The organism is Nostoc sp. UHCC 0251 (assembly GCF_034932245.1).
Taxonomy (GTDB): Bacteria; Cyanobacteriota; Cyanobacteriia; order Cyanobacteriales; family Nostocaceae; genus Nostoc.
In genome coordinates this window covers 1-24,231 of the sequence record NZ_JAYGHD010000025.1, presented here as the reverse complement: position 1 = coordinate 24,231, position 24,231 = coordinate 1, and the positions used below count along the sequence as shown (strand labels likewise).

Annotated in this window: 22 protein-coding genes and 1 pseudogene; 8 read left to right on the top strand and 15 right to left on the bottom strand. The window is 42.8% G+C overall.

Annotated features, from left to right (window positions below):
* Positions 1 to 29 precede the first annotated feature (29 nt).
* Positions 30 to 1,541 carry a hydroxysqualene dehydroxylase gene (locus VB740_RS05465; RefSeq protein ID WP_323199053.1) on the top strand — a complete coding sequence of 504 codons (1,512 nt, stop codon included), beginning with the start codon at positions 30 to 32 and terminating at the stop codon, positions 1,539 to 1,541.
* Positions 1,542 to 1,648: 107 nt separating this feature from the next.
* A complete protein-coding gene (locus tag VB740_RS05460; protein ID WP_323199041.1) occupies positions 1,649 to 2,011 on the top strand; it encodes a DUF6464 family protein in 363 nt (120 codons plus the stop codon).
* A 105-nt stretch (positions 2,012 to 2,116) separates the two neighbouring features.
* Here the strand turns inward: VB740_RS05460 and fmt are convergent, their stop codons facing one another.
* Complete coding sequence (gene fmt / locus VB740_RS05455) at positions 2,117 to 3,148, bottom strand: methionyl-tRNA formyltransferase (protein WP_323199040.1); 1,032 nt, start codon at positions 3,146 to 3,148, stop codon at positions 2,117 to 2,119.
* A 964-nt stretch (positions 3,149 to 4,112) separates the two neighbouring features.
* On the opposite strand from fmt, the gene VB740_RS05450 reads away from it, so the two are divergent.
* Positions 4,113 to 5,432, top strand: coding sequence for a hypothetical protein (locus tag VB740_RS05450; RefSeq protein WP_323199039.1), 1,320 nt, complete (start codon positions 4,113 to 4,115; stop codon positions 5,430 to 5,432).
* A gap of 312 nt (positions 5,433 to 5,744) precedes the next feature.
* On the opposite strand, the gene minE is transcribed toward VB740_RS05450, so the two are convergent.
* The 5 genes from minE to VB740_RS05425 all read right to left on the bottom strand — a co-directional run bounded on the left by minE (position 5,745) and on the right by VB740_RS05425 (position 10,669).
* On the bottom strand, positions 5,745 to 6,035 hold the full coding sequence (gene minE / locus VB740_RS05445; protein WP_323199038.1) for a cell division topological specificity factor MinE: 291 nt from the start codon (positions 6,033 to 6,035) through the stop codon (positions 5,745 to 5,747).
* A 36-nt stretch (positions 6,036 to 6,071) separates the two neighbouring features.
* Positions 6,072 to 6,878, bottom strand: coding sequence for a septum site-determining protein MinD (gene minD, locus VB740_RS05440; protein WP_190731998.1), 807 nt, complete (start codon positions 6,876 to 6,878; stop codon positions 6,072 to 6,074).
* Positions 6,879 to 7,050: 172 nt separating this feature from the next.
* Positions 7,051 to 8,118, bottom strand: a complete 1,068-nt coding sequence (gene minC, locus VB740_RS05435; protein ID WP_323199037.1) for a septum site-determining protein MinC — start codon at positions 8,116 to 8,118, stop codon at positions 7,051 to 7,053.
* Between the two features lie 386 nt (positions 8,119 to 8,504).
* Complete coding sequence (locus VB740_RS05430) at positions 8,505 to 9,830, bottom strand: four-carbon acid sugar kinase family protein (protein WP_323199036.1); 1,326 nt, start codon at positions 9,828 to 9,830, stop codon at positions 8,505 to 8,507.
* A 176-nt stretch (positions 9,831 to 10,006) separates the two neighbouring features.
* A complete protein-coding gene (locus VB740_RS05425; RefSeq protein WP_190899800.1) occupies positions 10,007 to 10,669 on the bottom strand; it encodes a hypothetical protein in 663 nt (220 codons plus the stop codon).
* A gap of 279 nt (positions 10,670 to 10,948) precedes the next feature.
* Here VB740_RS05425 and VB740_RS05420 point away from each other — a divergent pair, with 279 nt between their 5' ends.
* Positions 10,949 to 11,794, top strand: coding sequence for a hypothetical protein (locus tag VB740_RS05420; protein ID WP_323199052.1), 846 nt, complete (start codon positions 10,949 to 10,951; stop codon positions 11,792 to 11,794).
* A gap of 32 nt (positions 11,795 to 11,826) precedes the next feature.
* Here the strand turns inward: VB740_RS05420 and VB740_RS05415 are convergent, their stop codons facing one another.
* The 3 genes from VB740_RS05415 to VB740_RS05405 form a co-directional block, all read right to left on the bottom strand.
* Entirely contained in the window at positions 11,827 to 12,291 is a 465-nt protein-coding gene (locus tag VB740_RS05415; RefSeq protein WP_323199035.1) for a DUF29 domain-containing protein, read from the bottom strand.
* 128 nt (positions 12,292 to 12,419) lie between these two features.
* Entirely contained in the window at positions 12,420 to 13,640 is a 1,221-nt protein-coding gene (locus VB740_RS05410; protein ID WP_323199034.1) for a DNA-processing protein DprA, read from the bottom strand.
* 6 nt (positions 13,641 to 13,646) lie between these two features.
* Entirely contained in the window at positions 13,647 to 15,770 is a 2,124-nt protein-coding gene (locus tag VB740_RS05405; protein WP_323199033.1) for a RecQ family ATP-dependent DNA helicase, read from the bottom strand.
* Between the two features lie 58 nt (positions 15,771 to 15,828).
* Between VB740_RS05405 and VB740_RS05400 the strand changes: the two genes are divergently transcribed.
* Both VB740_RS05400 and VB740_RS05395 read left to right on the top strand, forming a co-directional pair.
* The gene (locus tag VB740_RS05400) at positions 15,829 to 16,074 is read left to right on the top strand and encodes a hypothetical protein (RefSeq protein WP_323199031.1); all 246 of its coding nucleotides are present in this window, start codon (positions 15,829 to 15,831) and stop codon (positions 16,072 to 16,074) included.
* A 531-nt stretch (positions 16,075 to 16,605) separates the two neighbouring features.
* Positions 16,606 to 17,727 carry a Gfo/Idh/MocA family oxidoreductase gene (locus tag VB740_RS05395; RefSeq protein WP_323199030.1) on the top strand — a complete coding sequence of 374 codons (1,122 nt, stop codon included), beginning with the start codon at positions 16,606 to 16,608 and terminating at the stop codon, positions 17,725 to 17,727.
* A 354-nt stretch (positions 17,728 to 18,081) separates the two neighbouring features.
* On the opposite strand, the gene VB740_RS05390 is transcribed toward VB740_RS05395, so the two are convergent.
* From VB740_RS05390 to VB740_RS05375, 4 genes are all read right to left on the bottom strand, one after another.
* The gene (locus VB740_RS05390) at positions 18,082 to 19,371 is read right to left on the bottom strand and encodes a Glu/Leu/Phe/Val dehydrogenase (RefSeq protein ID WP_323199029.1); all 1,290 of its coding nucleotides are present in this window, start codon (positions 19,369 to 19,371) and stop codon (positions 18,082 to 18,084) included.
* Between the two features lie 228 nt (positions 19,372 to 19,599).
* Positions 19,600 to 19,728: a hypothetical protein gene (locus VB740_RS05385; protein ID WP_323199028.1), complete on the bottom strand. Its 129-nt coding sequence runs from the start codon at positions 19,726 to 19,728 to the stop codon at positions 19,600 to 19,602.
* A 53-nt stretch (positions 19,729 to 19,781) separates the two neighbouring features.
* The gene (locus VB740_RS05380; RefSeq protein ID WP_323199051.1) at positions 19,782 to 20,924 is read right to left on the bottom strand and encodes a beta-ketoacyl-ACP synthase; all 1,143 of its coding nucleotides are present in this window, start codon (positions 20,922 to 20,924) and stop codon (positions 19,782 to 19,784) included.
* 121 nt (positions 20,925 to 21,045) lie between these two features.
* The gene (locus VB740_RS05375) at positions 21,046 to 21,846 is read right to left on the bottom strand and encodes a peptidylprolyl isomerase (RefSeq protein WP_323199027.1); all 801 of its coding nucleotides are present in this window, start codon (positions 21,844 to 21,846) and stop codon (positions 21,046 to 21,048) included.
* Positions 21,847 to 21,929: 83 nt separating this feature from the next.
* Here VB740_RS05375 and VB740_RS05370 point away from each other — a divergent pair, with 83 nt between their 5' ends.
* Positions 21,930 to 22,121 (top strand): hypothetical protein, encoded by a 192-nt coding sequence (locus VB740_RS05370; protein ID WP_323199026.1) that lies wholly within the window; start codon positions 21,930 to 21,932, stop codon positions 22,119 to 22,121.
* Between the two features lie 53 nt (positions 22,122 to 22,174).
* On the opposite strand, the gene VB740_RS05365 is transcribed toward VB740_RS05370, so the two are convergent.
* Together VB740_RS05365 and VB740_RS05360 are read right to left on the bottom strand one after the other, a co-directional pair.
* Positions 22,175 to 22,744, bottom strand: coding sequence for a photosystem I assembly protein Ycf4 (locus VB740_RS05365; RefSeq protein ID WP_323199025.1), 570 nt, complete (start codon positions 22,742 to 22,744; stop codon positions 22,175 to 22,177).
* Between the two features lie 241 nt (positions 22,745 to 22,985).
* Entirely contained in the window at positions 22,986 to 23,138 is a 153-nt protein-coding gene (locus VB740_RS05360; RefSeq protein ID WP_323199024.1) for a hypothetical protein, read from the bottom strand.
* A 611-nt stretch (positions 23,139 to 23,749) separates the two neighbouring features.
* Here VB740_RS05360 and VB740_RS05355 point away from each other — a divergent pair.
* Positions 23,750 to 24,231 (top strand): annotated as a pseudogene (locus tag VB740_RS05355) (photosystem II D2 protein (photosystem q(a) protein)); the annotation flags it as partial.

Sequence of the window (24,231 nt, the reverse complement as noted above, 5' to 3'; positions counted from 1 at the left end):
TAGTTGATATGCAACAATCGGAGGCTGGGATGGTAGAAGGGTCACAACAAAAACGGGTGGTAGTTGTAGGTGCTGGTTGGGCTGGTTTAGGAGCAACCTACCATTTGGCAAAACAAGGCTATGATGTGACACTTCTAGAAGCAGGCCCCTATCCCGGTGGACTGGTGGCGGGTTGGCAAACAAGCGCCGGAAAATCTGTTGAAGCTGGCATTCATGGCTTTTGGTATCCTTACAAAAATATTTTTTCCCTAATCAATGAATTAGGAATTAATCCTTTTACTACTTGGACTCGTTCTTCGCAATATTCGCCAGCGGGTTTGGAAGTTGAATCACCAATTTTTCAAGACTTACCACGACTCCCCTCGCCACTGGGAACTTTTCTCTACACTCAATTTAAGCGGCTGCCACTAATTGACCGTCTCAGCGCCTTACCTTTACTTTATGCTGTTGTTGATTTTGACAATTCTGATGCAGCTTGGCGGCGCTATGACTTTGTAACTGCCCGTGAATTGTTCAAAGACTTTAACGTTTCTGCACGACTTTACCGCGATGCTTTTGAACCAATGTTATTAGTGGGCTTGTTTGCCCCTGGTGAACAATGTTCAGCCGCCGCAACTTTAGGGATGCTTTACTTTTTTATTCTGGCTCATCAACCAGATTTTGATGTAGTTTGGTGTCGAGGAACTGTTGGAGAAAAGATATTTCGTCCTTGGGTGGAACGAATTGAAAAAGCTGGTGCGCGAGTATTACCCAAGCGTCGGGTTACAGATTTAATTGTTGATAGTAATAATCGAGCCAAGGGTGTGGTTTGCGGTGATGAAGTAATTGAAGCAGATGCCGTGATTTTTGCAGTTGGGATCACCGGTATGAAGAAAATTGTCTCAACCAGCCCTAGTTTACAAAGCCATGAAGAATTCCGTAATTTGAGCAATTTAGGAGCAATTGATGTTTTAGCAACCCGAATATGGTTTGACCGCAAAATTGATATTCCTCGTCCTTCCAATGCTTGCTTTGGATTCGACGCAACTACAGGTTGGACGTTTTTTGATTTGAATGCTCTACATGATGAATATCGGGATGAGCCAGGAACGGTGATTGAAGCTGATTTTTATCACGCAAATCAGTTTCTTAATTTGAGCGATGAGGAGATTTTACCAATCGTTCAGGGTTATTTAGCAACTTGTGTACCCGCGTTTCGAGGGGCAAAGATAATTGATAGCAGTGTAATTCGGCTACCTCAAGCGGTGACTCACTTTGCACCTGGTAGCTATCGTTATATGTTGCCCGCTAAGACGAGTTTTGAGAATGTGTTTATGAGTGGAGATTGGATTGTGAACCGTCATGGTTCTTGGTCACAAGAAAAGGCTTATGTTACTGGTTTGGAGGCGGCGAATTTGGTGGTGTCTTATTTGGGAGAAGGTCAGCCATCTGAGATTTTACCTGTAGAAGAGGATGAAGTGCATATCCAAGTGGCGCGATCGCTCAACCAAACTTGGCGTGACTTGGCCAAATCTATCCTACCTGACTTTTGGTTGCCCTAATCCGTAGGGACGCGAAGAGTTAATCATTAATTGTAATCTAAATTCGGTAAGCTAAAGAAAGCTATTGCTATACCATCCTTATAATGTGAATCAAATTACATAAGCTTATGGAGCCAGACTCTTTACAAACCGAGGTGATTCTGACGCATCCGCGTGAGTGCCTCGGTAGAGTACAACTTGATTGGACACCCCAACCCGGAAACTATCTGGATTTTGAAGGTAAAACCTACGCGGTTTTAGAGCGCCGCCATCGATACCAACTTAAAGGTGGGCGCTACCGCTTGCATAATATTGCCATTTACGTGCAGTCGGCTAAACGACCATCTGAAAAAAGTTTGGTAGCGGGACGTTGGGTAGTTGGCGATGCTACCTGCTCCTACAATGCTCATTCAGAAATCATGCGCTGTGCAGTCAACCCAGATGGCCCTTGCGAATCTTGCCGCTTTTATGAAAAGTTAGAAGCCATTTAATTTTAGATTTTAAATTTTAGATTTTGGATTTTTCGTTTAATCCAAAATCCAAGTTGCGCTTCCAGCACACCAAAGGTGTGACCAAAATCCAAAATTGACAACCCGTCAACTACCCGCACCAAAAACTTCTCCCACAGTTAAGCGGGTACCATTAACAAAATCCCATCCCGACTGGGGACGTTTACCAGCTAGCTGAACCTCTCGCAACAGTAACAAACCTTCCCCAGTTTGGACGATCGCCCCAATTCCTTTGGTAATGTTGACTACAACTCCCGGTCTGTCTGATACATTTGACAAATCAGGCAATTTATGGATTAATTCTTGTAATTCTGGTGGTAGATCGCGTAGACGCGGAGCGGCTTGTCGCCAGACATCGCTTACAGAACCAAGGGGAGCAGAAGCGGTGATTTTCAACAGGTTGTCACGAAAGGTAGCCGTGCAGTTAGGGTAAAAACCTCTAATTTGATTGTGTAATTGGATAGCGCTTTTTGACCAATCCAAACCATAATCTTGTTTTTGAATCAGAGGTGCATAAGTAGCTGCTAAATTATCTTGGAGAATTGGTTGAATTTCCTGGCGTTCCAACTTCAACAGAGTTTCTAGCAACAAATCCCCACCGATCGCAGCTAGTCTTCCAGCTAAATCTTGGGTATTATCCAGTAATCCAATCGGTGTAGTGGCTATTTGTAGCATTGGGCCGGTATCCATCCCCACATCCATTAACATGGTCGTGATCCCCGTTTCACTCTCACCATTGTACAAGCACCACTGAATCGGCGCTGCACCCCGATATTTGGGTAAAATCGAGCCATGCACATTAATGCAGCCCAACTTTGGCATATTTAGGATTTTTGACGATAATATCTGTCCATAGGCGACAACAACAAACACATCTGCATCTAACTGTTTGAGTTGGGTTAAAGTTTCGGTGTCCTTTTTCACCCGTTCAGGTTGCCATACTGGCAAGTTGTGAGCAGTAGCGATCGCTTTCACTGGTGAAGGTGTAAGTTTATTTCCGCGCTCCCGACGTTTATCTGGTTGAGTGACAACTGCCAAAACCTCAAATTCTGGATGATTTAATAACTTTTCCAATGTGGGCACAGCAAACTGTGGTGTACCAAAAAATACAATTTTCATTAATAACTAGTTGTTAATTGTTAGGAATTAATTAATGGTAAATAATATCGGCTGTTTGATGGTACTATATTTTCGTATTGGTGAAACAAAAGGCTGCAAGATTTAACTTAATAGTTAAGTTGACAAGTGTAATAGTTAGTACCGCAAAGCGGAAGTCAAAAATTAAAAGTCAAAAGGCTTTAATTATGGGCTTTTCGGCTGTAATGAAATGGTAAGTTTATTTTCGCCGATCTGTACTAGTATCAACTGTATCTACCTTTAGCGATCCTAATCGTTTAGTGGTGTCTCGTTACCAGCCGCTAGAGCATCTACCTAGTCAATTTTGTTGTGTTCCTGATCATTTCTGCCAAATTAGCCTTAAATGCAATTGTCTTTATAAAAAACTATTGCATCTTATAGCTATTTTTGTAGTAGTTGAGATTGCAATTTATAACTTTGGGGTTGCTGACAGCAGGATTTTCTGAGTATGATGTATTGTGCGTCCGCTTTAAGAGCTTTTCACCTAACGCCTCACGTTTACCATTATGAGGGTTTGCCCTCTTATATTAGTGTGTAACCTGGCTTGTTTGTTGTGTACTAGCGATCGCTAGTACGATCCCCAAAAGCCGATTTATCGCAATCTTAGTTGCCAGCGTCATTGCCTAAACTATAGGCTGAATATCCCCTGACTAATACCTGTTTTTGGTGTGGTTAGGTATAGCAACAGCAACATTACATATTGTGTAGTAATTACTGACTTCTCAGCATATTTACTATACTCGCATATTTTTGTAAAAAGTTATTCAATACTTGAGTAAGAAAAGGTGTAGACAATGATACTTAAATTTTGTAAAACTCTGCAAACTTTGAAGCAAATATATCGTCAAAGTTTTTAGTTTCTTGTTATACATATAATTACCGCCTGCCCTATTGCTGCATAGGTATTGCTTCTCACATAGCAACCGCCCCTCTAGAGAGTCTACAAATGCTTAAACCCCTTTTGCTGTCAGGATGGTTCCGCGCGCAACCATTTCTCAATTACGTTGTCGTTGTGATACTAATCGCACCCTTACTAGGGGCGTCGGGGCACTCGATAGCAGTTAGATCCGAAGTAGCTAAAGTAACTTCCATAACTGGAGAGTCTGACTCTGTACCAAAGGAAATAGCTGTAGTTAGGGAACCTGAGATAGTTGAAATATTAAAAACAGAGCAAACCGACTCGTTAACAGAAGAATTTGACTCTGTGCCAACACAAACTACTGCTGTTCAGGAACCGCAAGTATTACCAGCGGATAAAATTGAGTCTTTAGCTCAAATAGATAGTTTTGTGTCAAGCAGCGATTTAACTCTTCCTGATTCTTTGGCAGCAGTTGAACTCGCACCATTAACAGATGTTCCTGTTAGTCAGCTTAATTTAATCCGAAAACTTAAAGCTGCTAATATCAATTCTTTGAAAGGACAAGAAAAATCTCTATTCAAAGAAAAATCTTTTACTAAATCATTGACAGCAACTCAATTAGCACCAACTCCTAGAGAATCACAACCAACCACAACGACAGAAATACCTGCTACTGAACCACTTGATGAGTCCCAAGCAGAACAAATAGATCCAATAGGTAGTCCTCATCCTATTCCTTGGAAATGGATTACAGCAACTCAAGAGGCAATTGCTTCAAATGGTGGTTCGGGAGTGCGTCACTACCGCAGCGTACCCGTAGTTTCTCCAGATGGGAAATATGCTGTTTATAGCCGGGTGCAACTGGAGGTAAAACCCCAAATGTACAACAGTCGTGTCACCAGCGTTCTGTTTGTCCAAGATATGCAAAGCAAGAAGTTGTGGGTAATGTCTTCAACTACTCCTGCTAGCGATCCTTTATTAAAGGTAAAGGCTGTAAAGGCGGCGGCAGAAGAAACTGATACGAGTGGTAAAATTGGGGTATTAGTTCCGGTTAGCTGGTCAGAAAAAGGCGATCGCTTCTTAGCACGCAAGTTTGAGGGTATATTTAATACAGGTGATTCTACAGATAGTGCAGTGATTTGGGATCGGCAAAAGAATCACGCTAACACAGTAGCTCCTGCTAATGAGTCGGATGAGCATGAAAAAATTGCAGTATTGTTAGGTTGGAGTAAAAGGCAACCGGATCATGTGTTGTTCCGTGCAGGTGAATTAGGTGATGAAAACTGGCCACTAATGCAAGTTGCTAATGATGGCAAGACAGTACCTACAACGGACGAAGATCAGCCGATTACTTTTGGTAAAAAAGTTACAGAAATTTGGGCAGGGCCACAAGTAGCCTACCGATAATTTATTAAATATTTTATATACTCCCGTTGTCTTCACTGCTGATAACGGGATTTTTTTATTCTGTTCAACAATTGCTATATTGATTTGAACGGAGTGAAACCCAACCTATTGCTCCTAGCTAACCAGCTACTTAAATCAGGAATTGTTTGCTGAACATCAGTAGCAGCTTGTCTAATTTTTGCTTCGGTTGGCATATTGTTTCGATTGTAACGAGGTCGTAAAAACTCGCAGAGTATTTGTTAGGTTTTGCTGTCTTCAACCCACCAAAATATTATAAAAGATAAAAAATACCAAGATTAAAACTATAGATACTTATTTATCACCTCTTTCCCACTCAGGTATAGCACCCTTCACCCGGCGGATGGGCAAATTAGCAATTAAAGCTGTAGTTCGTTGGTTGCTTTCTAAGGAAAACTCCAAGCCCTCTGTCTCAATTTCGACATAGCGACAGACTACATCTAAGATTTCTTTCCGCATTTTTTCCAATGTTTGAGGATCTAAATCAGCACGATCGTGAGCAATCACCAATTGCAGGCGACGTTTAACTTGAGTTCGACTGCTATCAGGACCGCGAGAAAAAAGTCGTTCTAGAAGTTCAATCATTACGAATAGGTCTGGGGCGGAGACTGGAAAAGTAAGTTAAACAATCTTTGTCCTGAACAACCTTCGTATACGGGCGAAGATGCTGTCTTGGGACGAGTCGATTTCCAGAAATTCAACACTTTCCCCTTCTAATCTACGAGCAATGTTCTCAAAGGCTGTGGCAGCTAAAGAGGGATTTTCCGCTAACACTAAGGGTTCGCCGCGATTGGTAGATACAATAACACGCTCGTCGTCAGGGATTACCCCGATCAGGGGAATGGCGAGAAGTTCCTGAACATCTTGCACTGACATCATATCATTTGCCTGCACCATTGAGGGTCTGATACGGTTAATTATTAAATGAACACGCTTGATACCTTGTGCTTCTAGTAACCCCACTACCCGATCAGCGTCACGAACTGAGGAAATTTCTGGTGTGCTGATAACTAGCGCTTCTTTTGCTGGGCCGATCGCATTTTTAAACCCATTTTCAATGCCGGCGGGGCTATCAATGATCACATACTGATATTTTTGCGCCAGTGCATTCACCAATAACTTCATCTGTTCAGGCGTGACTGCATCCTTAGAGCGATTTTGGGCTGCCGGCAAAAGGACAAGATTGGGTTGGCGCTTGTCTTTCACTAAGGCTTGTTCTAAGCGGCACTCTCTGGCTAAGACTTCCACCGCAGTATAAACGATGCGGTTTTCTAGCCCTAGCAGCAAATCCAAATTTCTCAGACCAAAATCCGCATCAACCAAGGCAACTTGACGCCCCATTTTGGCTAAAGCCATGCCCAGATTTGCTGAAACTGTGGTTTTACCCACTCCTCCTTTGCCGGAGGTAATCACAATAATGCGAGTCATGATAGAAATACGGTCAATAAGGGTTCAGAAAATATAAAACAGTAAATTGCAGTATAAAGTATGAAGTATCGTATCAAGTATGAAGAAATATCTGGTCTCCCTCATCAGGGCGAGGCATGAATATTTGTCTTATTTCATCCTTACTTATATACTTCATTCTTTAAGTAAATATTTATGGCTCTTGATTGCTCTTGGTAAATTGGTTTCTGGAAAAATCAGTAGCCCTAGCGATGCGAATTCCTTGGGGCGTAATATGTGCCACCTCTGGAAAAAACTGCATTGGTGGCTTTTCTGGTGCCCTAGCTACAGCATCTGCGATCCGCAATTGGGTTGGTTCCATTTGCAAAGCCATAATCAGACACTCACGATTGCCTCCAGCACCAGCATGAGCAATTCCACGTAGGCGGCCCCAGATGATAATATCTCCATCTGCAATTACAATACCACCTGGGTTTAAATCTCCCAAGAGAATTACTGTACCAGGATGACGAATTTCTACTCCAGAACGGACTGTCATTTCCAAATAGAGAGGATCTGCTTGGGGTATGGCTGTAGCTTTTGGCTCGGAATTCAGAGAAGTTACGGGCTGTAGTTGTTCTACAGAATACCCAGATGTGACGGCAGCGATCGCAGTTTGCCGACGACTCGTCGAGACTGATATTAGCCGCAGTTGAACTTCATTCAAAGCGTCGGCGAGTTCTTGCAGTTGCCTAGCATCTACTAGGCGGTCTTGTGCCATTAGATGCACAGGTGTATTAGATATACGGAAGCGATCGCCTGCATTTAAACGCTGTCTTATTTGTTGCCAAATATCAGACCAACTCAGTTCTGAGGCAGATACTTGAGATTCCGGGGGCAAAATTAATAAGAGTCGTCCCTCCTTACTTTTTAACTGAACTTGAGTATTGTCATTTACGCGATGCGCTGGTAATGCTGACTCATCGGGATTTGAATCAGTAAGGATAAAATCTGATGCCGTATCAGTATTTGACTCTACATCAGGGTTAGCAGGATTTGACTTTACATCAGGGTTAGCAGGATTTGACTTTACATCCTCAAGGACAGTATTTGATTTTAAATAAAGGAGAACAGATTTTAACTCCGCATCCGGGAGGATAGAATCTGACTCTACATCAGAAACAGGAGGATTTACCTCTACCTCAGAATGGATAGAGTTTGGTTCTGCATTAGGAAGTGCAGAATTTGACTTTAGATTGGGAATCGCAGAATCAGAAGTCATGCAGTACTAGCCAAAAGACAAGGGACACTCCGAATAATTACCAATATTAGATCAGTGTCAGGCAAGAAAGTGCGGAGTTAGGGGGCAGGGGGCAGGAGGCAGGGGGCAGGAGGCAAGAAGCAGGAGGAGTTACAGCGCTTTATCAAGTAATTGAACTACATCACTCCCTAGTAAACACGCGATTAATCGCGTCTCTAGTCCCTACTTTCTATTCTCTGTCTGAGTTGTGGTCTCAATACTTAAATGTAATAAAAAAGATTTTTTATCTGGTTTGTAGACCAAAATACTATACCTCACTAACTTGCAATCCGCTGTAGTTCGGAATCTGGTCAGATGTGGGCTTTTCAAGCCCCCGCCTTTAGGCGTGGGGTGTCTGACTCAACACTTTAGACTGTTTTAGTCAACCTCTGATATATTGTCCCCAACGCATCAGCATCACCAACGTTACCTGGAAACAGAACCACAGGCAAATCAGGAAACTGGGGATGATCAGATGGCGTTAACACCATTGAACAACCAGCTAAAATTTGACCAAGTAAGCGGGCTGAAGTTAAAGCTAGTCCAGTACTCAAGACATCGTTTGAGGTAATACCACCTTTGCTGATTAAGAATCCTATATTAGATGGTAAACCCCGCACAATATCCATCAATAAACTTGAAACTTTTGCCCCAAATTCCAATCGTGTGTTGACATCTTTAAAACTTAGTTCCTGACGGCTAGTATAAACCACTGGTGTTTTGCCAGCTTCATGTACCGCCCGTGTACTTTCCTGAATTTCAGTTAGCAGTGCCGCAGATTGATTTACCCCATCATCAATTAATCGCGCTACATTCACTTCGATTCCCACTGTTCCTTCTACTCGTAACAGCGCCTCTAATTGTTGAGTAGTCTTTTTCACATGGGAACCAACAATGATCGCACCTGGTTTGCCTTGACGCACGTACTGCGCCATATTTTCTGCGGCAATGGGTTGGGGTGGTAAAGCGGCTAAAGCCGTTAAAATACTTGCTGCACTACGGAACAGAAAGCGTTTCCCTTGACTTGCAGCTGCTAAAATATCCACTGCAAAGCGGTTGAGATCATCTTGAGTTTCACCATCTACAACGGCGCACTGATTACCATGAAGTTGTAACAATCGCTCCAAACTACCAGCGCGAATATCAGCTAGGAGAAACCTTTCTACAGCTTCGGCACTAATTCGTCCTTGAGTCTTTTCTTCAACATACTTGGGTAAGTAACTGTGATGGTAGCTGAAGACAGAATCACGGGCAAATTCAGTTTCATGGACTGGGGTGGGTACACCAGCAATAATCAAGTAATGAACGCTGTCACGGGTGATGCGTCCACCCTCAAAAAAAGCTGGTACAAGAAAATGAGCATCAAAAGGGCCGAGTTCTTGTGCGATCGCATCAGTTTCAATGGGATAATGCCCCCGCAAAGTAGAATCAGAACGGCTGACAATCAGAAAATCGTCAATTCCTTCAGCATTCAAAGCGATTTTCAAGTTCTGGCAAACTTCTTTGGTGACAGATGCAGCTGAGTTTGGCGTTAGCGATCTAGTATTAGTTAGCACAAAGAAAATCGGCGAATCATCCTGTAACCCGGTGCGTAGAGTGTCCACATCCCAGTGCATTAACAGCAAGCAGCTGTGGACTGTTTGAGAACCTGTAGGGTCATCATCTAGGACAATTATTTTTGGTTTGTTGCTCATTGAAGTCAACGGCGCGATTGTTTTTTAGGAAAGTATTGGGCGACTAGAAGTCGCTACTACACTAGCATTGTCCACCTCCGTGGACTAATCAAAATCAAGAGTTTTCTAACCTGCGGAGGCAGGTTTTGTCTGTGTAGCTGTGACTTCTAGTCGCCCAAGCTTTTACAAACATCCACTCAGCCTTTATGCAATTTTCTGATTTCTGCTTGCACATCGATCGCAATTTGCAATGATTGATTTAGCAGTTGAGCATATTCGCCTGCTTGACTACTAACTTGTAAAGCTTGCAGACTGGCTAAATTATTGACAAATAACTCTTGGTTATTAGCAAGCAATTTTTTATTATCTCGCAAAATTCGTTCCGTTTTCAGAGCGCGGACTAAATCTTCTCTAATTAGTTGCAGGGCGGCGGTTACTTGATCTCGGTCATGGAAACTGCTTTCTACGTTTCCTGATGCTGCCAATTGGTCATTAATATCTATAGCGCTGATCAGGTCATGATATTTATCAACTTCATCTAAAAGTATTGTCAGTCCTTCGGGACAGGTCAACTGCCGCCACAGCCATCGCCCCACTAATATCGGCATTGGCACTAGAATTAGTAAGAGTATTCCTAGCCGAATTGAAGAACCAATTGTCGGCAGAATAATAAACGCATAAACAAAGCCCACAATTATTGGGGTCAACGCCAGCGTTACCAGCATTTCATTGATCAAAAACCCTAATCGCTTCTTGCTATCTCGCAAAACAGAGGGACGAAAAACGTCTTCTGGATCGAACCCAGTCAAACGTCTTAGTTCCCCCTTACTAATTTCCAAACCTATTAAGTCCGGCTGCACGGCTGGATAACTCCTATGGAAGCCCAAGTTGCGTATTTATTTTAATCGGGTTTGGTAGAGAAGCAATGGGTGGTTACGTATAGTTATGATAAAAGCGGACTTTGCAACACCATTGAATAAAGCTAAAAAGCATTTGCACTTACTTCCTGTTCTATTTTGGCTACAATGCAGTACTTATGTAGGCGATCGCGTTTAAGCGGTCATCAAGTGAGTATTATGACCGCAGAACAACGATTAATAACTTTTGATGTGGCAACTGCTGAAAATGCATCCTCGCAGATGGGCGCAAAACTAAATTATCGATCGCAAGCCACCGATACTAGCATCGATGCCGATATTTATCTGTTTTCCCGGTTGCGAAACCTCTCACTTGAACAACGAATAAAAATGTTCGCAGCTCATGAACGTGGGGTAAAAAAACTTTGCCTTGCAGGAATTAAATCACGACATCGCAGTGCTTCCAAGGAGGAAATTCGTTGTATATTTGCGCGTGCTTTACTGGCAGAAAAATTCTCTCCAAACTTCCAGTTTATTGGTGTTGATGAAAGTATGTGGATTCAAGATTCCATTTCGTTAGCAGGCGAACTCCATCAGCTTTTTGAGTCAATAGATATAGCTTATTACGTTAGTGGAGGTGTTGCTAGTTCAATTCATGGCGAACCTCGCTCGACACGGGATTTAGATTTGGTAATTTCAGTTCAACCCGATCAAATCGATTTGTTGGTGACGACACTGGAAACAGCAGGATACTATTGTCCAGCAGGGGCGGTTGAAGATTTGAAGCGAGGATACGAGCGAATGCTCAATATCACGCATACCGAAACCATAGCTAATGCTGATTTGTACATTACTGATGGTTCACCATTTGCAGTATCGCAGATGGCACGTCGGATATTGCCTGATTTAGATGGGATACCTCAATTTTGGGTAGCTTCGCCAGAGGATACGATTTTACAAAAGTTGTGGTGGCGGCAAAGTAGTCAATCTGAAAAACAGTGGCGTGATGTATTGGGCATACTCAAGTTGCAAGCACAAAGTTTAGACTACACCTACCTTATAGAGTGGGCAGAAAGTTTAGATTTAGTTGATGCGTTGAGTCGGGCATTGACTGAGGCTGGTATTTAATCATCATATTTGTTTGCCAAATCGCACCACTTCTACTCAGGAAACCAGTTTTCATCTAAAATTTGTTCTAAAGAGCCAAGCAGTGCAACAGGGAATGTATCAATGGGAAGTTGAGAGCGATCGCTTGCTTCTTTCCTTGCATTTTGATAACATTCATCAAATATTTCTAAAATGTAAGGCTTAAGACTAGGACTATCTTTGAGTTCATCCTTAATCTCTCTACGGAATGTCCTGATTTCCCCTTTCCAATGCCCTTCATTGCGCTCCCGTTCCACATGCCAGTATGTGAGCTTAAGCAGATGTTCAAAAAGTCGAATTAACAGACTTTTCACCGTTCGCTTCTGGCTCCTACCCATACTTTCTAATTCTTCTAACAAATTATCTAAATCCACAGATAAAAACTGACCAGCGCGAAGTTGGTTGATGGTTGTCCTCAGCCACAGGTAATAATCTTGGTCGTATAAAGACTGAGTTTTTGCTTCTCTTTGTATCACCATATACTTGTTAAATTTCTACTATTTCTATTAGAAACTGTGTGTTTTATACACCAATTATGCTTCATATTTTGAATACTCAGAATTGTCTATAACACCTCACCAAAATCAAAATACCCTTTGTAACACCATCATAATAAAGAAAGTTGATTTGTTGGTTGATTGATTACATAAGCTACTGGTCTGTTAATTTTTCTCACCATACCTTCATTCACAGCCTTATTTAACCAATCCTGCATTTGAGATAGTCTAACATTCAAAGATTCCGCCAAAAATTTTGCATCTTTTGGTTGCTGTAAATGATTCAAGATGATAGGTAAAACAGCTTGATAAATATCTTGTGAGTGAATCGCCGAAACAGTCTCTTGAGGTATTTTTTCTACAGTTTGTACTGGTTCAATCCAAGAAGCCGCTTTTGCTAAAAGTTCTTTCAACGAATCATTCCAGGGTTCAGCCGGAAAAGATTTTGCGCCTTGTTTGTGCAGTTGCTGATTACCTTCTGACACAGCCCCATCCAACCGGGCAAAAACTGGGATATCTTGAAGTTTAGAAAGTGCTTCCACTGCACCCGCCCAAGTACCACCTTTACCGAAAGAAGAACTGACAACAAGGGCATAATCCGCTAAAGCATAAATATATTTGTTTCGCCCCATCGCATTACCTGTATTGAAACCAGCTTCAGGGTCGTAACTAGAAACCAAGGTAAATCTACCCTCTTGAATACTAGAACGATACTTGCTATTAACTGCCGCTTTAGTCAAACTATCCGCCAGTACACCAACAGATGTTCCTCCTGCATCCAACATTCCTAGCATTGCGGCTTGGTCTACCCCACGCGCCCCACCGGAAATTACCTGCATTCCTTGTACAGCGATATTTTGTGCAACTCTTCGTGTGTACCCAAGCATCTCGTCATCGACATCACGAGAACCGAGAATTGCTAATCCTCCCATAGATAGCAGTTCTATATTGCCAACTCCATAAAGAATTGCTGGTGCTGAATGTCTTAATCTTTGCTTGAGACGTTTAGGATAGTTTGTGTCACTTCGTCCCAGCACCCACAATCCCTGATTAGTCCACTTCTCAACCGCTAGACTCAGCATCATACCCCGTTCTAATAAAGCTAAAAGCCTGTCAGGGTTAAGTTTATTAACAGTAATTTTTTGTAACTGTTCTTTGGCTGTAGGTTCTAATAAATCTGCTGGGCGCATCTGGTTTTCTCGCAACCAGTCTGTTAAAGAATTATATTCACTTAAGGTCAGGGGTTGTGGTTCAATTTGCCGATTTTGACCAAAGCTAGCACACAAGAGCAAAATTGCTTGAGTATCTGGTTGCAGGACATGATTTAACATAATTTTCTAATCCCCTTGACCTAATGAATTGAGTGCTAATGCTACAGGAAAAACCATCCCACTGTTAGCACGCCGCAAAAGTGCTGCAATTACAGTAAAAGTCCAACGGGAATCAACTATATCATCAACCAAGAAAACAGAAGCACTCATTCCTTTCCAAGAATCAACAGCAAAAGCACCATCCAAATTATGAGCTTGTTGGTAACTGTTGCTCATCTTTTTTTGTAACTCAGTTTGGTGAACTTTCTGCACAATTGGTATAAAGGGTAAGCCTAATTTTTCTGCTAGTCGTTGAGCAAAATTTGGTACAAGTTCTGGACGATTCAGCGAAGGGACACAAGTTACCCAAGTAGGAAAAGGTTGTGGTTGCCAATTTTGAATCATCTCAAAAGCACCCTGCACTAAAGCATCGTCAAAATGATTATCTTGATATTTACCCTGCTTGACTAATTCTCCCCAACCTGCATCGCCCCATAGAGATAATGCCCTGCCTGCTTCTGCTTGTAAATTATTTTTAATATTGCCTGAAAAGCCATAATTGACCAATGCTTGTGATGGCCATCTTTTGCGTGGTTCAATGATTTGGTTGCTGCGACGTAAATATTGAATTGCTTTATTTACAAGTTCGATTGAGCAAGTTTCTGTTAATAATGGTTTATTCAAGCACACAGCACATTTGCCGCAAGCAGTTGGCTGAGGATCATCTAATTCTACCGCCAGAAAACTCATCAGACATTGTTGGCTTTGCATGTATTCCAACATTCGAGCTTGTTCTTGACGGCGAATTTGCGTGATTTTTTCGATTTTATCAGTGTCCGGTTGATAAGATATTGCGGTAAGATACCATTTTGAATCTTGCTTAGTTACAGGTGCAGGAAATTCTAGTGATAGCAGTTTTAAAACTTTATCAATTTGTCCTCGTGAAAGATTGAGTTGCTGCTCTAATTGCGGAACAGAAAAACCGTCTACAGCTTCGTTGAGTGCATTTAAAATCTGTTGCGTATGTATCTCTGGAGGAAAAGCTGTATTGATAAAGTAGTTAGTGATATCATCATCCTCATTACCGCTCAGAAGAATTCCATAAGCTTTTTCTACTGCTCTACCTGCTCGTCCTACCTGTTGATAATAGTGGACAACCGAGCCAGGGCGCTGGTAATGAATTACAAATCCTAAATCTGGTTTATCAAAACCCATTCCTAATGCTGTAGTAGCAACTAAGGCTTTAATTTTATTTTGAATAAGTTCATCTTCTAATACTACGCGAGCATCACTCTCTAAATCACTATGATATGCTTTAGCATTAATCCCTTGAGTTTTTAACCAATCAGCGACTCGTTCAGCGTCTCTAACAGTTAATGTGTAAATAATTCCACTTCCCGATAAGTTAGGAAGCTGTTGGGCCAACCATGCCATTCGTGCTGCTGGACTAGGGATAGAAATATTTTGCAGATGCAAACTTTCTCTGGTTAAATTTCCTCTGGAAACACGCAGATTTGAACCCAATTGAGCAATAATATCATTGACTACTCGATTATTAGCTGTTGCGGTTGTTGCTAATACTGGAATATTTTGTGGAAGTGCTTGTAAAATTCTGACAATCCGTCGATAATCAGGGCGAAAATCATGTCCCCAATCAGAGATACAATGGGCTTCATCAACAACAAATAAACCGATACGTTGAGATACTGGCAAAAGGATTTTTTCTCGAAAATCTTCGTTACCTAGTCTTTCGGGAGAAATAAGCAGAATGTCTACTTCTCCTGCTATCAACTGTTTTGCTATTAGTGGCCATTTATCTGTATTGCTGGAGTTAATTGTTTCGGCTTTTACACCAATGCGTTGGGCTGCTGCAATTTGGTTTCGCATCAAAGCAAGTAATGGCGAAATCAAAAGAGTACAACCAGCACCTTGATCTCGTAACAAGCGAGTTGCTAAAAAATAAACTAGACTTTTACCCCAACCAGTGCGTTGGACAACAAGTAAACGCGATCGCTGCTGAAGTAATTCTTCAATAGCTTCCCATTGTCCAGGGCGAAAGTTGGCTTTGGAGTTATCAAGCGCTTGACGTAGAAGCAATAATCCCTGTTTGTAGAGGTCAGTTACCATATATACTAAGTATTTATTTGCCATTTCTGTTGTAACATCAAAGACAAGCAAAACTTAGTTGTGTTCAGGACTAAGTACAGCTTTGCGTAAAATCGTAGCGTTTTTAATGCAAGGGGATGCATTAGCATTGTTAGTCGATGCATTGGCATTGTTAGTCGATGCATTGGCATTGTTAGCCGATGCATTGGCATTGTTAGCCGATGCGTTGGCATTGTTAGCCGATGCATTGGCATTGTTAGCCGATGCATCGGCATTGTCAGTCGATGCGTTGGCATTGTCAGTCGATGCATTAGCATTGCCAAATTTACAGCAGTTTTCATGTATTTGAACCACATATATTGTAGGGGCGCAAGGCCTTGCGCCCCTACCGCATGGTCTATTTACCTGAAAATTGCTGTAATTTGCTACGAATTAATGAAATGCTGTACTAAGACCACTTCGGGAGCATCCCACTTTTTTGTGAGGCTGCACTAAATAAATGTGTGGAAATCTTCAATTGGTGTTCCACGTTTGGGTCATAGCTTTAGGCTGCTAACACTACATACTCAGTATCCATCATGCTGAAGTTATGAATTTCAGTTAAGGTGCAATACCAAAAATAGTCCTTAAGTCTAACCTAAAGCTTACTGAAAGTATGAGGCTTTAATTTCCCAAGTTATTGAAAATATATTAGTTACCATTTATCAACTTCCAAATTCTCAGCCCGATAAATTGATTATTACTGAGGGGAAAAAGCTAAATTGATTCCAGATATAGAAGTTACATTAGCAATGTAAATCTTGCATAAACAGTTAACGATGATTTGCACGTAATAAGTGCATTTAAATAACCAAAGTATTCTTCATCAAGGAGTAGAATAATGACTGCTACAAATGGTAAACGCAAAATTCGTTATGCCGTTGTTGGTTTAGGTTGGTTTGCCCAAGAAGCTGCTTTACCTTCCTTTGCCAACGCCGACAATTCAGAATTAGTGGCACTGGTTTCAGATGACCCCACTAAAAGCGAAGAACTGAGCAAAAAGTATGGTATTGAGCATACTTACTCTTACGAGGAGTATGAGGACTGTTTAGCAAGTGGCGAGATTGATGCAGTTTATATTGCGTTGCCCAATCATTTGCATTGCGACTACACTGTGCGGGCTGCTAATCAGGCAATTCATGTATTATGTGAGAAGCCGATGGCAATAACTGAACAAGAGTGTGAGGCAATGATTAAAGCTGCCAATGACAACAATGTGAAGCTGATGATTGCCTACCGCTTACATTTAGAAGAAGCCAATTTACAAGCAGTCGAAATTGTCCGCTCAAAGCAAATTGGTGAACCACGGATTTTTAACTCGGTTTTTACTCAGCAAGTAGAAGAGGGCAACATTCGTTTACGAGATGTCACAGGTGGTGGCACGCTCTATGATATTGGCATCTATTGTATTAATGCTGCACGTTATCTATTTCAAGATGAACCAATTGAAGTATTTGCTGTAGCTGCCAATAAGGGAGAACAACGCTTCAGCGAAGTGGAAGAAATGGCTAGCGTTATCTTGCGTTTCCCCAATGAGCGATTGGCAACATTTACCTGTAGCTTCGGATCTGCAAGTGTTTCAACCTATCAGATTGTAGGTACTCAAGGCGATTTGCAAGTAAAACCTGCATATCCTTGGCAGGGAGAAATCAAGCATTACCTAACAATTAATGGTGAAACTCAAGAGCGTACCTTTGAGGATCACGATCAACTAGCGGCTGAATTTACGTATTTCTCTGATTGTATTCTCGAAGATAAAGACCCAGAGCCATCTGGGACGGAAGGCTTGATTGATGTTGCTATCATTCAAGCGCTTTACCAGTCAATTGAGACGCGTCAACCTGTGCAAATCCAAACTCGCGATCGTCATCAACGTCCCACACAGTCTCAAACTATTGAGCGTCCTCCTGTTGATGATAAACCAGACCTAATTCATGCTGCTGCACCTTCTGGACAGTCGTAAGAGGATACCAAAAAATAAATTATCCATTACAGCGCTTCCGGCTATTAGACAATAAGGTTTTCGCTAGTCAAAAAACGTTATCATAACCGAACTTCTCAGTGTGAACTACCTACACGGATCTGACGGTACAGTGTAGGCTTCCGGTTTCTGGGATTTCACGTTAACTGATAAATGATGACTGTTATAGCGGTTCTCGTTTATGTGAGGTACACCCGTAAGGGCACGGCACTGCCGTGCCCCTACACTTGGCGATATAATTTTGTACCGCATCTGAGTTGGAACCGCTATAACCGTTAACCGTCATCAGTTAACGACGACAGGGCGGTGAATAATTAAGTATAAAAACTTAACAACTTAAGGATAAAGACCTCTGTCAGTTAGCGCCTGCGCCACTCTACCCACGCCTAAAGTGTAAGCTGCTAACCTTAAAGGAATTTGGCGCACCTCGGACTGCTGAATCACCCGATGGTAGGCTTGTACCATCAAATGCTCCATTTCGCGGTTAACGCGCTCCTCATCCCAAAAGACGTAAGAAAGGCCCTGCACCCACTCCAAATAACTGACTACCACACCGCCAGCATTCGCCAAGATGTCCGGTAACACTGTCACACCCCGCGCTTCTAACACCAAGTTAGCCTCAAGGGTAATTGGCCCATTAGCCGCTTCTGCGATAATCTGTGCTTGCACTTGATTCACATTTTCTTTAGTGATTTGGTTTTCTAAAGCCGCCGGTATTAAGACATCGCAAGGTAAAGTTAATAAATCTGCATTGCTAATTGGTACGGATTGTGGGAAACCCATAATACTCTTGCGATTTTCAGCAGCATAGACTTTCAACTTGGGAATATTAAGACCAACTTCGGAAAATATTCCCCCAGCAGCCGTTGAAACAGCGATAACTTTCGCACCTGCTTCATATAGTAATTCTGCTGCGGCACTACCAACGTTACCGAAACCCTGAATAGCTACTCGCACTCCTGCTAAGGATTTACCTTGCTGTGCCAGCGCCTCACGGACAATAATCATCACGCCGCGTCCGGTTGCCATTTCCCGTCCCAGTGAGCCACCAATAGAAAGTGGTTTCCCAGTTACAACCCCTGGTACCGCATGACCGACATTCACAGAGTAAGTGTCCATCATCCAAGCCATCTCACGGGACGAAGTACCCATATCTGGGGCAGGAATATCTACAGAAGGCCCTATATCTTTAATCAACTCGCTGATATAACGGCGGGTAATTCGCTCTAATTCGCCAACACTGTAGTGTTTTGGATCTATGGGAATGCCACCCTTACCACCACCGTAAGGAATACCTAACAAAGCACATTTCCAAGTCATCAGCATTGCTAGAGCGGATACTTCCCGCAATGTTACAGCCGGATGGTAACGAATTCCGCCCTTGTAGGGGCCTAAAACATCGGAGTGCTGTACGCGATGTCCAGCAAGAACCCGTATTTCTCCATTATCTAATTTTACGGGAATGGAAACCGTGACAACCTTACGCGGGTGGCTGAGAATTTCTAGCAAACCCTGATTTAAATTTAATTCTTTAGCTGCCGCTTCTAAGTAGCTACAGGCTTGGTCAAATGGGCATATATGCGCTGGAGAAGCAGGTTCTAGCGGCAGCAGTGACTTTGAAATCATAAAGTTTTTTCCTATCGCGGTATATTTGCGAACTGGATATATACACGCCTAGCTTATCTTTATTTTTTCTAAAAATAAAGAATTTGTAGTTTTTGTTACATTTTTATATTGTATATCATGCTATTAGTTCAAAGCAGTATGCGGACTAATACATTCACTCTAGACAATTTAGATTTTTCTTTAGCCTGCCCAGTTTATCGGACGGGCAGGACGCCTATTCCACAAGAGTTATATAAATTGCCGATGCTCCACAGCTAACGTTTTCAACTCCTGGGACTGGGTATCTATTCCACACAGCGAGCGAACAACAGCTAAGACAGCCTGATCAGCTTGAGCATCCCTAACGATACCGCTCATAGGGACTGCCCCTAGTTCAGTCAGGCTGACCGAATTTTGTCACGCACAAGTTTTTACCTTGCTAACGCGATCGCGGCATTCTGTCCCCCAAAGCCAAAACTACAACATAGAACCTGCCTAATTTTGCTTAGGCGTGCGACTTTAACGAGTTCTAAATCAAACTCTGGTTGCTGCAAACCTAAGCAAGGTGGTAATATTTGATGCTTTAATGCCATGAGAGAAAAAGCTACGCCTAAGGCTCCAGATGCTCCTAGTGTATGACCTGTACTTCCCTTGGTGGAACTAACTGCCACCCCTTGGGGAAACAAACGCTGGATTACCATGCTCTCCATCTGGTCATTTAGCTGGGTTGCTGTGCCATGAGCATGAATGTAATCTATATCGGCTGGTGTCAGACAACTACGTTCTAGACATTGTTTGATAGCAGCGATCGCACTTTTCCCTTCAGGTTCTGGTGAATTACTATGATATGCGTCGTTAGTTAAGCCAAAACCGAGAATTTCACCATACACTTTTGCTTGACGCTGTTTTGCCAACTCTGCTGATTCTAAGACAAATACAGCTGCGCCTTCGCCTAAAACTAACCCTTCTCGCTGCAAATCAAAGGGATAAGCGCCAGTTTTTGCCAAAGCACCCATCTGCTGAAAACCAGTCAAAGTTAGGGGTGTAATTGGCGCTTCCACTGCGCCAGCGATCGCCTGTTGACATTGCCCAGTTTGGATAAGCAAAGCTGCTTGGGCGATCGCCCAAATTCCAGTTGCACAAGCTGCCATCGGTGCCAAAACTATCCCAGATGCACCAATTTGTCTTGCAGCTGCGATCGCATTCATATGAGGTAATATATCTAGCCAATTTTCAAAAGAGGACATTGGCAAATTTACCCCGTCTTTATACATTTGCCGTGCCAGCATTTCCCAAGACGCTTGATAAGAGCGACTCGATCCAATGACTACAGCACAATCAGCTGCATGTGAAACTAACCCAGAATCTTGCAAAGCAGAAGCAACAACCATCTGAGTTAACACTGTCAATTCAGATGGTTGTTGACCAATTAAGCCTAGAGGAAGTGGTTTCAGTTCTGGAAAGGGTTGATGTAATCGAATTCCCGATTTCCCTGCAATCAAATTTTGCCAGCTATCCTCTAAGCTTCCACCCAAGGCGGAAATTAAACCAATACCAGTAACACAAACCTTAATCAATTTGCAATTTGGCCGGATAAGAGGATGAGAGAGATGAGGGAGATAAGGAACAATAATCGCTAATCTCTTATCTCCCCCTGCTCCCTCATCTCCCTCTGCTCCCCCTGCCCTCTTCCTCCTACTGCCCTGGTATTTTCAGATTTTCAGCACCCTGGGTGACTTTGGCTGAGTCAATGCGATCGCCTTGCTGAATTTTGTTCACTACATCAAGGCCTTGAGTGACATTGCCAAACACGGCGTAGTTACCATCTAAAAACGCCAAATCCGCTAAAGCAAAGTAAAACTGAGCAGAAGCGGAGTCTGGTGATTGCGATCGCGCCATCGCTACTGCACCCTGCTTATGGGGCAATATGACAGCTTGAGCAGTAGCATCAAATGGTTTATTGTAAATCGGAGTATCGGAACCTTTCGCCTTAACTTCTAAAGGTATATAACGAGCATTTCCCGTTTTTGGGTCAATATAACTACCTGTTCCCAGGCTATCTGCTGGAACTTTCGGGTCTTTGCTTTGGGGATCGCCCCCTTGAACTACAAACGGTTGGGGTTCGCGCACAACTCGATGGAAAGCTAAACCATCGTACACACCCTTTTGCACTAAATCTACGAAGTTGCCAGCTGTAATGGGGGCATTAGTGCCATCTACTTCGATAGTAATCGGCGAACCTTTAACCGTGAGCACCACAGTAGCTTTGCCTTCGAGCCGTGGCAAATCTGTTATTCCAGGAATACTTTCACTACTAGTTTGAGAAACAGATGTTGCTTCAGTAGTTGTCTTAGTACCTGCCTCGCTTGTGGTCGAGGTAGCTGTCGAGGCTGGAGAAGATGTATTAGAAGCGACTTGCTGTGTTGAACATCCTCCCAACATCAAGGCACTGATGATCGCAAGAGAAAGCAAAAATTGTGAAATTTTTAACCGCATTGCCAGTTACTGATTTAACCAGAGTATTTTATCGTCAGTCATTGGTCATTGGTCATTGGTCATTGGTCATTGGTCATTAGTTAATGGCACTAAGAAAAGATACAGCCCTTGCTCTGACTGCTTCCCAGCCTCTAGGCTGGAAACCAATTCTGGGAGGCTCCGCCTCCAGTAGCTTAACAAGAGGCAGAGCCTCTTTTGAATACATTCCCAGCCTGGAGGCTGGGAACAAGGCGACACAAGCTTTTGGGCTTTTCTTAGTGCCATTCGGTCATTAGTCTTGAGTTCTTCTCTTCCAATGCCCCATGCCCCATGCCCCATGCCCAATTAATTAAAGTCCTTCTAAAGACACTCCCAAAAACCGGGCTAAATTTGCGCCTTCTGTTTCCAACTCTGTTAAAGATAACGGTTGTCCAACCCGTGTTAAGGGTATATCTCGACGGCCCTTAATGCGTAGATAGAGGGCGCGACGGGGATTAAGACCTTCTTTAACATCCACTAGCACAGATTGCACATCTTCTATGCGGCTATCAATTTGAATTCGGCGGTTTTTGCCAGGAAACCCCCAACGGAAGATTTTGATTGTGCCAGTTTCCTGATTAAATTCGTTGTAACCGCCTCCTACATCCAATAAAATCACTAGCCAGAGGTATGTGGCCAATAGCAAGCCAGCAGTGCCATATAACCCCATAACCAATCCTTGAGGGACGAATACCAGTTGAGTTGGATCGGAAACTATGAGTAAATTAACTTTTAAATAACTGGATATGCCAGCCAATAAAAAGCCGCTTGCTCCCAAGGTAACGATAGTTGCCCAGCAATAGTTGCTGAACCGACGAGAACCGAGAACATTTTGATGCAGGAGGCGATCGCCTTTGTTAATCGTTGTTGATGCCGTCATTGAACTACCTTGGTCAGTGAGATACTCGCTGTGACATACAAAGCACACTGAATGCTCTTGCATAGAGTGGTGGCTCTCTGTACCAATCCGGCTATTGCTTAGGAGGCACTGAGAGCTATGTTTTAAGTCCTCGGCATACTTTACCGCAGACGATGAATTTTTTAGCCTGTACCCTACAAATTTTACTGTCCCGGATGATGCCTTACTTGCACTAAGGGACAAACCACTTAGGCTATTTGTATTAGTCAAGATGTTGCCAACTTCCTTTCCCCTTATCCAAAGTTTCACATGTTTTCCAGAGGTGCATCAATGGCTGTGGCGGCGAAGTAACCATCCACATTTTACCAAACATTGCTGACAAAAACTCAACTGCACCCTTCTCTATTCCTGCCACTTATATATAATTTGTTAAGGCACTAAGTCTTAAATTTCTATACTCAGTGGCTGATAAAAATTCTTTTTCCCCAAATACGGTTCGGATAAGCAGGCGAGATTCTTGAGCAAAGAAGGTTATTCAGTAATTCTTTTCTCCCCCTGCTCCCCCTGCTTCCCCTGCCCCTCTATCCTCTTTCTCCCCTGCTCCCTGCCTATTTTTCACCTTTTGGGAATGAGTTACCTACTTATGTCCATGTAGACTAAACTTTTTTTACATTTCTGAGAAAAGTTGTGTCAAATTGTAAAATTTCTGATATTCATATTATTTATAAGCTTTGTGTTTCATGCCTGATTTGCTTCTGTGTATCAGGCAAAAACCCTTAGTAGTGTGATAAGTTAAGAATCATTAAGTTACCACAAGCTAGATTACTAGCCGATGGTACGTGTAATGGCATAAAGAAAGAGAAATGCTGACTTTACTCGTCAGCAAGCTCTCAGAATCTCATTTGCTTTCACGCTTTTGAGATTGTCAAAAAAAAACGTTAATTCCTCACGGCAGTCGGTTACACTGGCTCTCCGCACTGTCTTAGAAACGTTGCAATTTTAGTAAAAAAAGAGGATTTTAGTCCGATGACCATCGCAGTTGGACGTGCGCCCAGTAGAGGGTGGTTTGACGTTCTAGACGACTGGCTCAAGCGCGATCGCTTCGTATTCGTAGGTTGGTCAGGGATACTATTGTTCCCTTGCGCTTTCCTAGCACTAGGCGGTTGGCTGACCGGCACCACCTTCGTCACCTCTTGGTATACCCACGGATTGGCCTCTTCCTATCTAGAAGGTGCTAACTTCCTAACAGTGGCAGTATCAACCCCCGCTGATAGCATGGGACATTCCCTATTGCTGTTGTGGGGACCAGAAGCTCAAGGCAACCTCACCCGTTGGTTTCAATTGGGTGGTTTGTGGCCATTCGTAGCTTTGCACGGAGCCTTTGGTTTAATTGGCTTCATGTTGCGGCAATTTGAAATTGCCCGTCTAGTAGGTATCCGTCCTTACAACGCCCTCGCCTTCTCGGCTCCCATTGCGGTATTCGTCAGCGTATTCCTGATGTACCCCTT

Bases quoted from the DNA above. Each gene is read 5' to 3' on its own strand.
- VB740_RS05465 (WP_323199053.1), top strand. From the start codon at position 30: ATGGTAGAAGGGTCACAACAAAAACGGGTGGTAGTTGTAGGTGCTGGT.
- VB740_RS05460 (WP_323199041.1), top strand. From the start codon at position 1,649: ATGGAGCCAGACTCTTTACAAACCGAGGTGATTCTGACGCATCCGCGT.
- fmt (WP_323199040.1), bottom strand. From the start codon at position 3,148: ATGAAAATTGTATTTTTTGGTACACCACAGTTTGCTGTGCCCACATTG.
- VB740_RS05450 (WP_323199039.1), top strand. From the start codon at position 4,113: ATGCTTAAACCCCTTTTGCTGTCAGGATGGTTCCGCGCGCAACCATTT.
- minE (WP_323199038.1), bottom strand. From the start codon at position 6,035: ATGATTGAACTTCTAGAACGACTTTTTTCTCGCGGTCCTGATAGCAGT.
- minD (WP_190731998.1), bottom strand. From the start codon at position 6,878: ATGACTCGCATTATTGTGATTACCTCCGGCAAAGGAGGAGTGGGTAAA.
- minC (WP_323199037.1), bottom strand. From the start codon at position 8,118: ATGACTTCTGATTCTGCGATTCCCAATCTAAAGTCAAATTCTGCACTT.
- VB740_RS05430 (WP_323199036.1), bottom strand. From the start codon at position 9,830: ATGAGCAACAAACCAAAAATAATTGTCCTAGATGATGACCCTACAGGT.
- VB740_RS05420 (WP_323199052.1), top strand. From the start codon at position 10,949: ATGGGCGCAAAACTAAATTATCGATCGCAAGCCACCGATACTAGCATC.
- VB740_RS05415 (WP_323199035.1), bottom strand. From the start codon at position 12,291: ATGGTGATACAAAGAGAAGCAAAAACTCAGTCTTTATACGACCAAGAT.
- VB740_RS05410 (WP_323199034.1), bottom strand. From the start codon at position 13,640: ATGTTAAATCATGTCCTGCAACCAGATACTCAAGCAATTTTGCTCTTG.
- VB740_RS05405 (WP_323199033.1), bottom strand. From the start codon at position 15,770: ATGGCAAATAAATACTTAGTATATATGGTAACTGACCTCTACAAACAG.
- VB740_RS05395 (WP_323199030.1), top strand. From the start codon at position 16,606: ATGACTGCTACAAATGGTAAACGCAAAATTCGTTATGCCGTTGTTGGT.
- VB740_RS05390 (WP_323199029.1), bottom strand. From the start codon at position 19,371: ATGATTTCAAAGTCACTGCTGCCGCTAGAACCTGCTTCTCCAGCGCAT.
- VB740_RS05385 (WP_323199028.1), bottom strand. From the start codon at position 19,728: ATGAGCGGTATCGTTAGGGATGCTCAAGCTGATCAGGCTGTCTTAGCT.
- VB740_RS05375 (WP_323199027.1), bottom strand. From the start codon at position 21,846: ATGCGGTTAAAAATTTCACAATTTTTGCTTTCTCTTGCGATCATCAGT.
- VB740_RS05370 (WP_323199026.1), top strand. From the start codon at position 21,930: ATGGCACTAAGAAAAGATACAGCCCTTGCTCTGACTGCTTCCCAGCCT.
- VB740_RS05365 (WP_323199025.1), bottom strand. From the start codon at position 22,744: ATGACGGCATCAACAACGATTAACAAAGGCGATCGCCTCCTGCATCAA.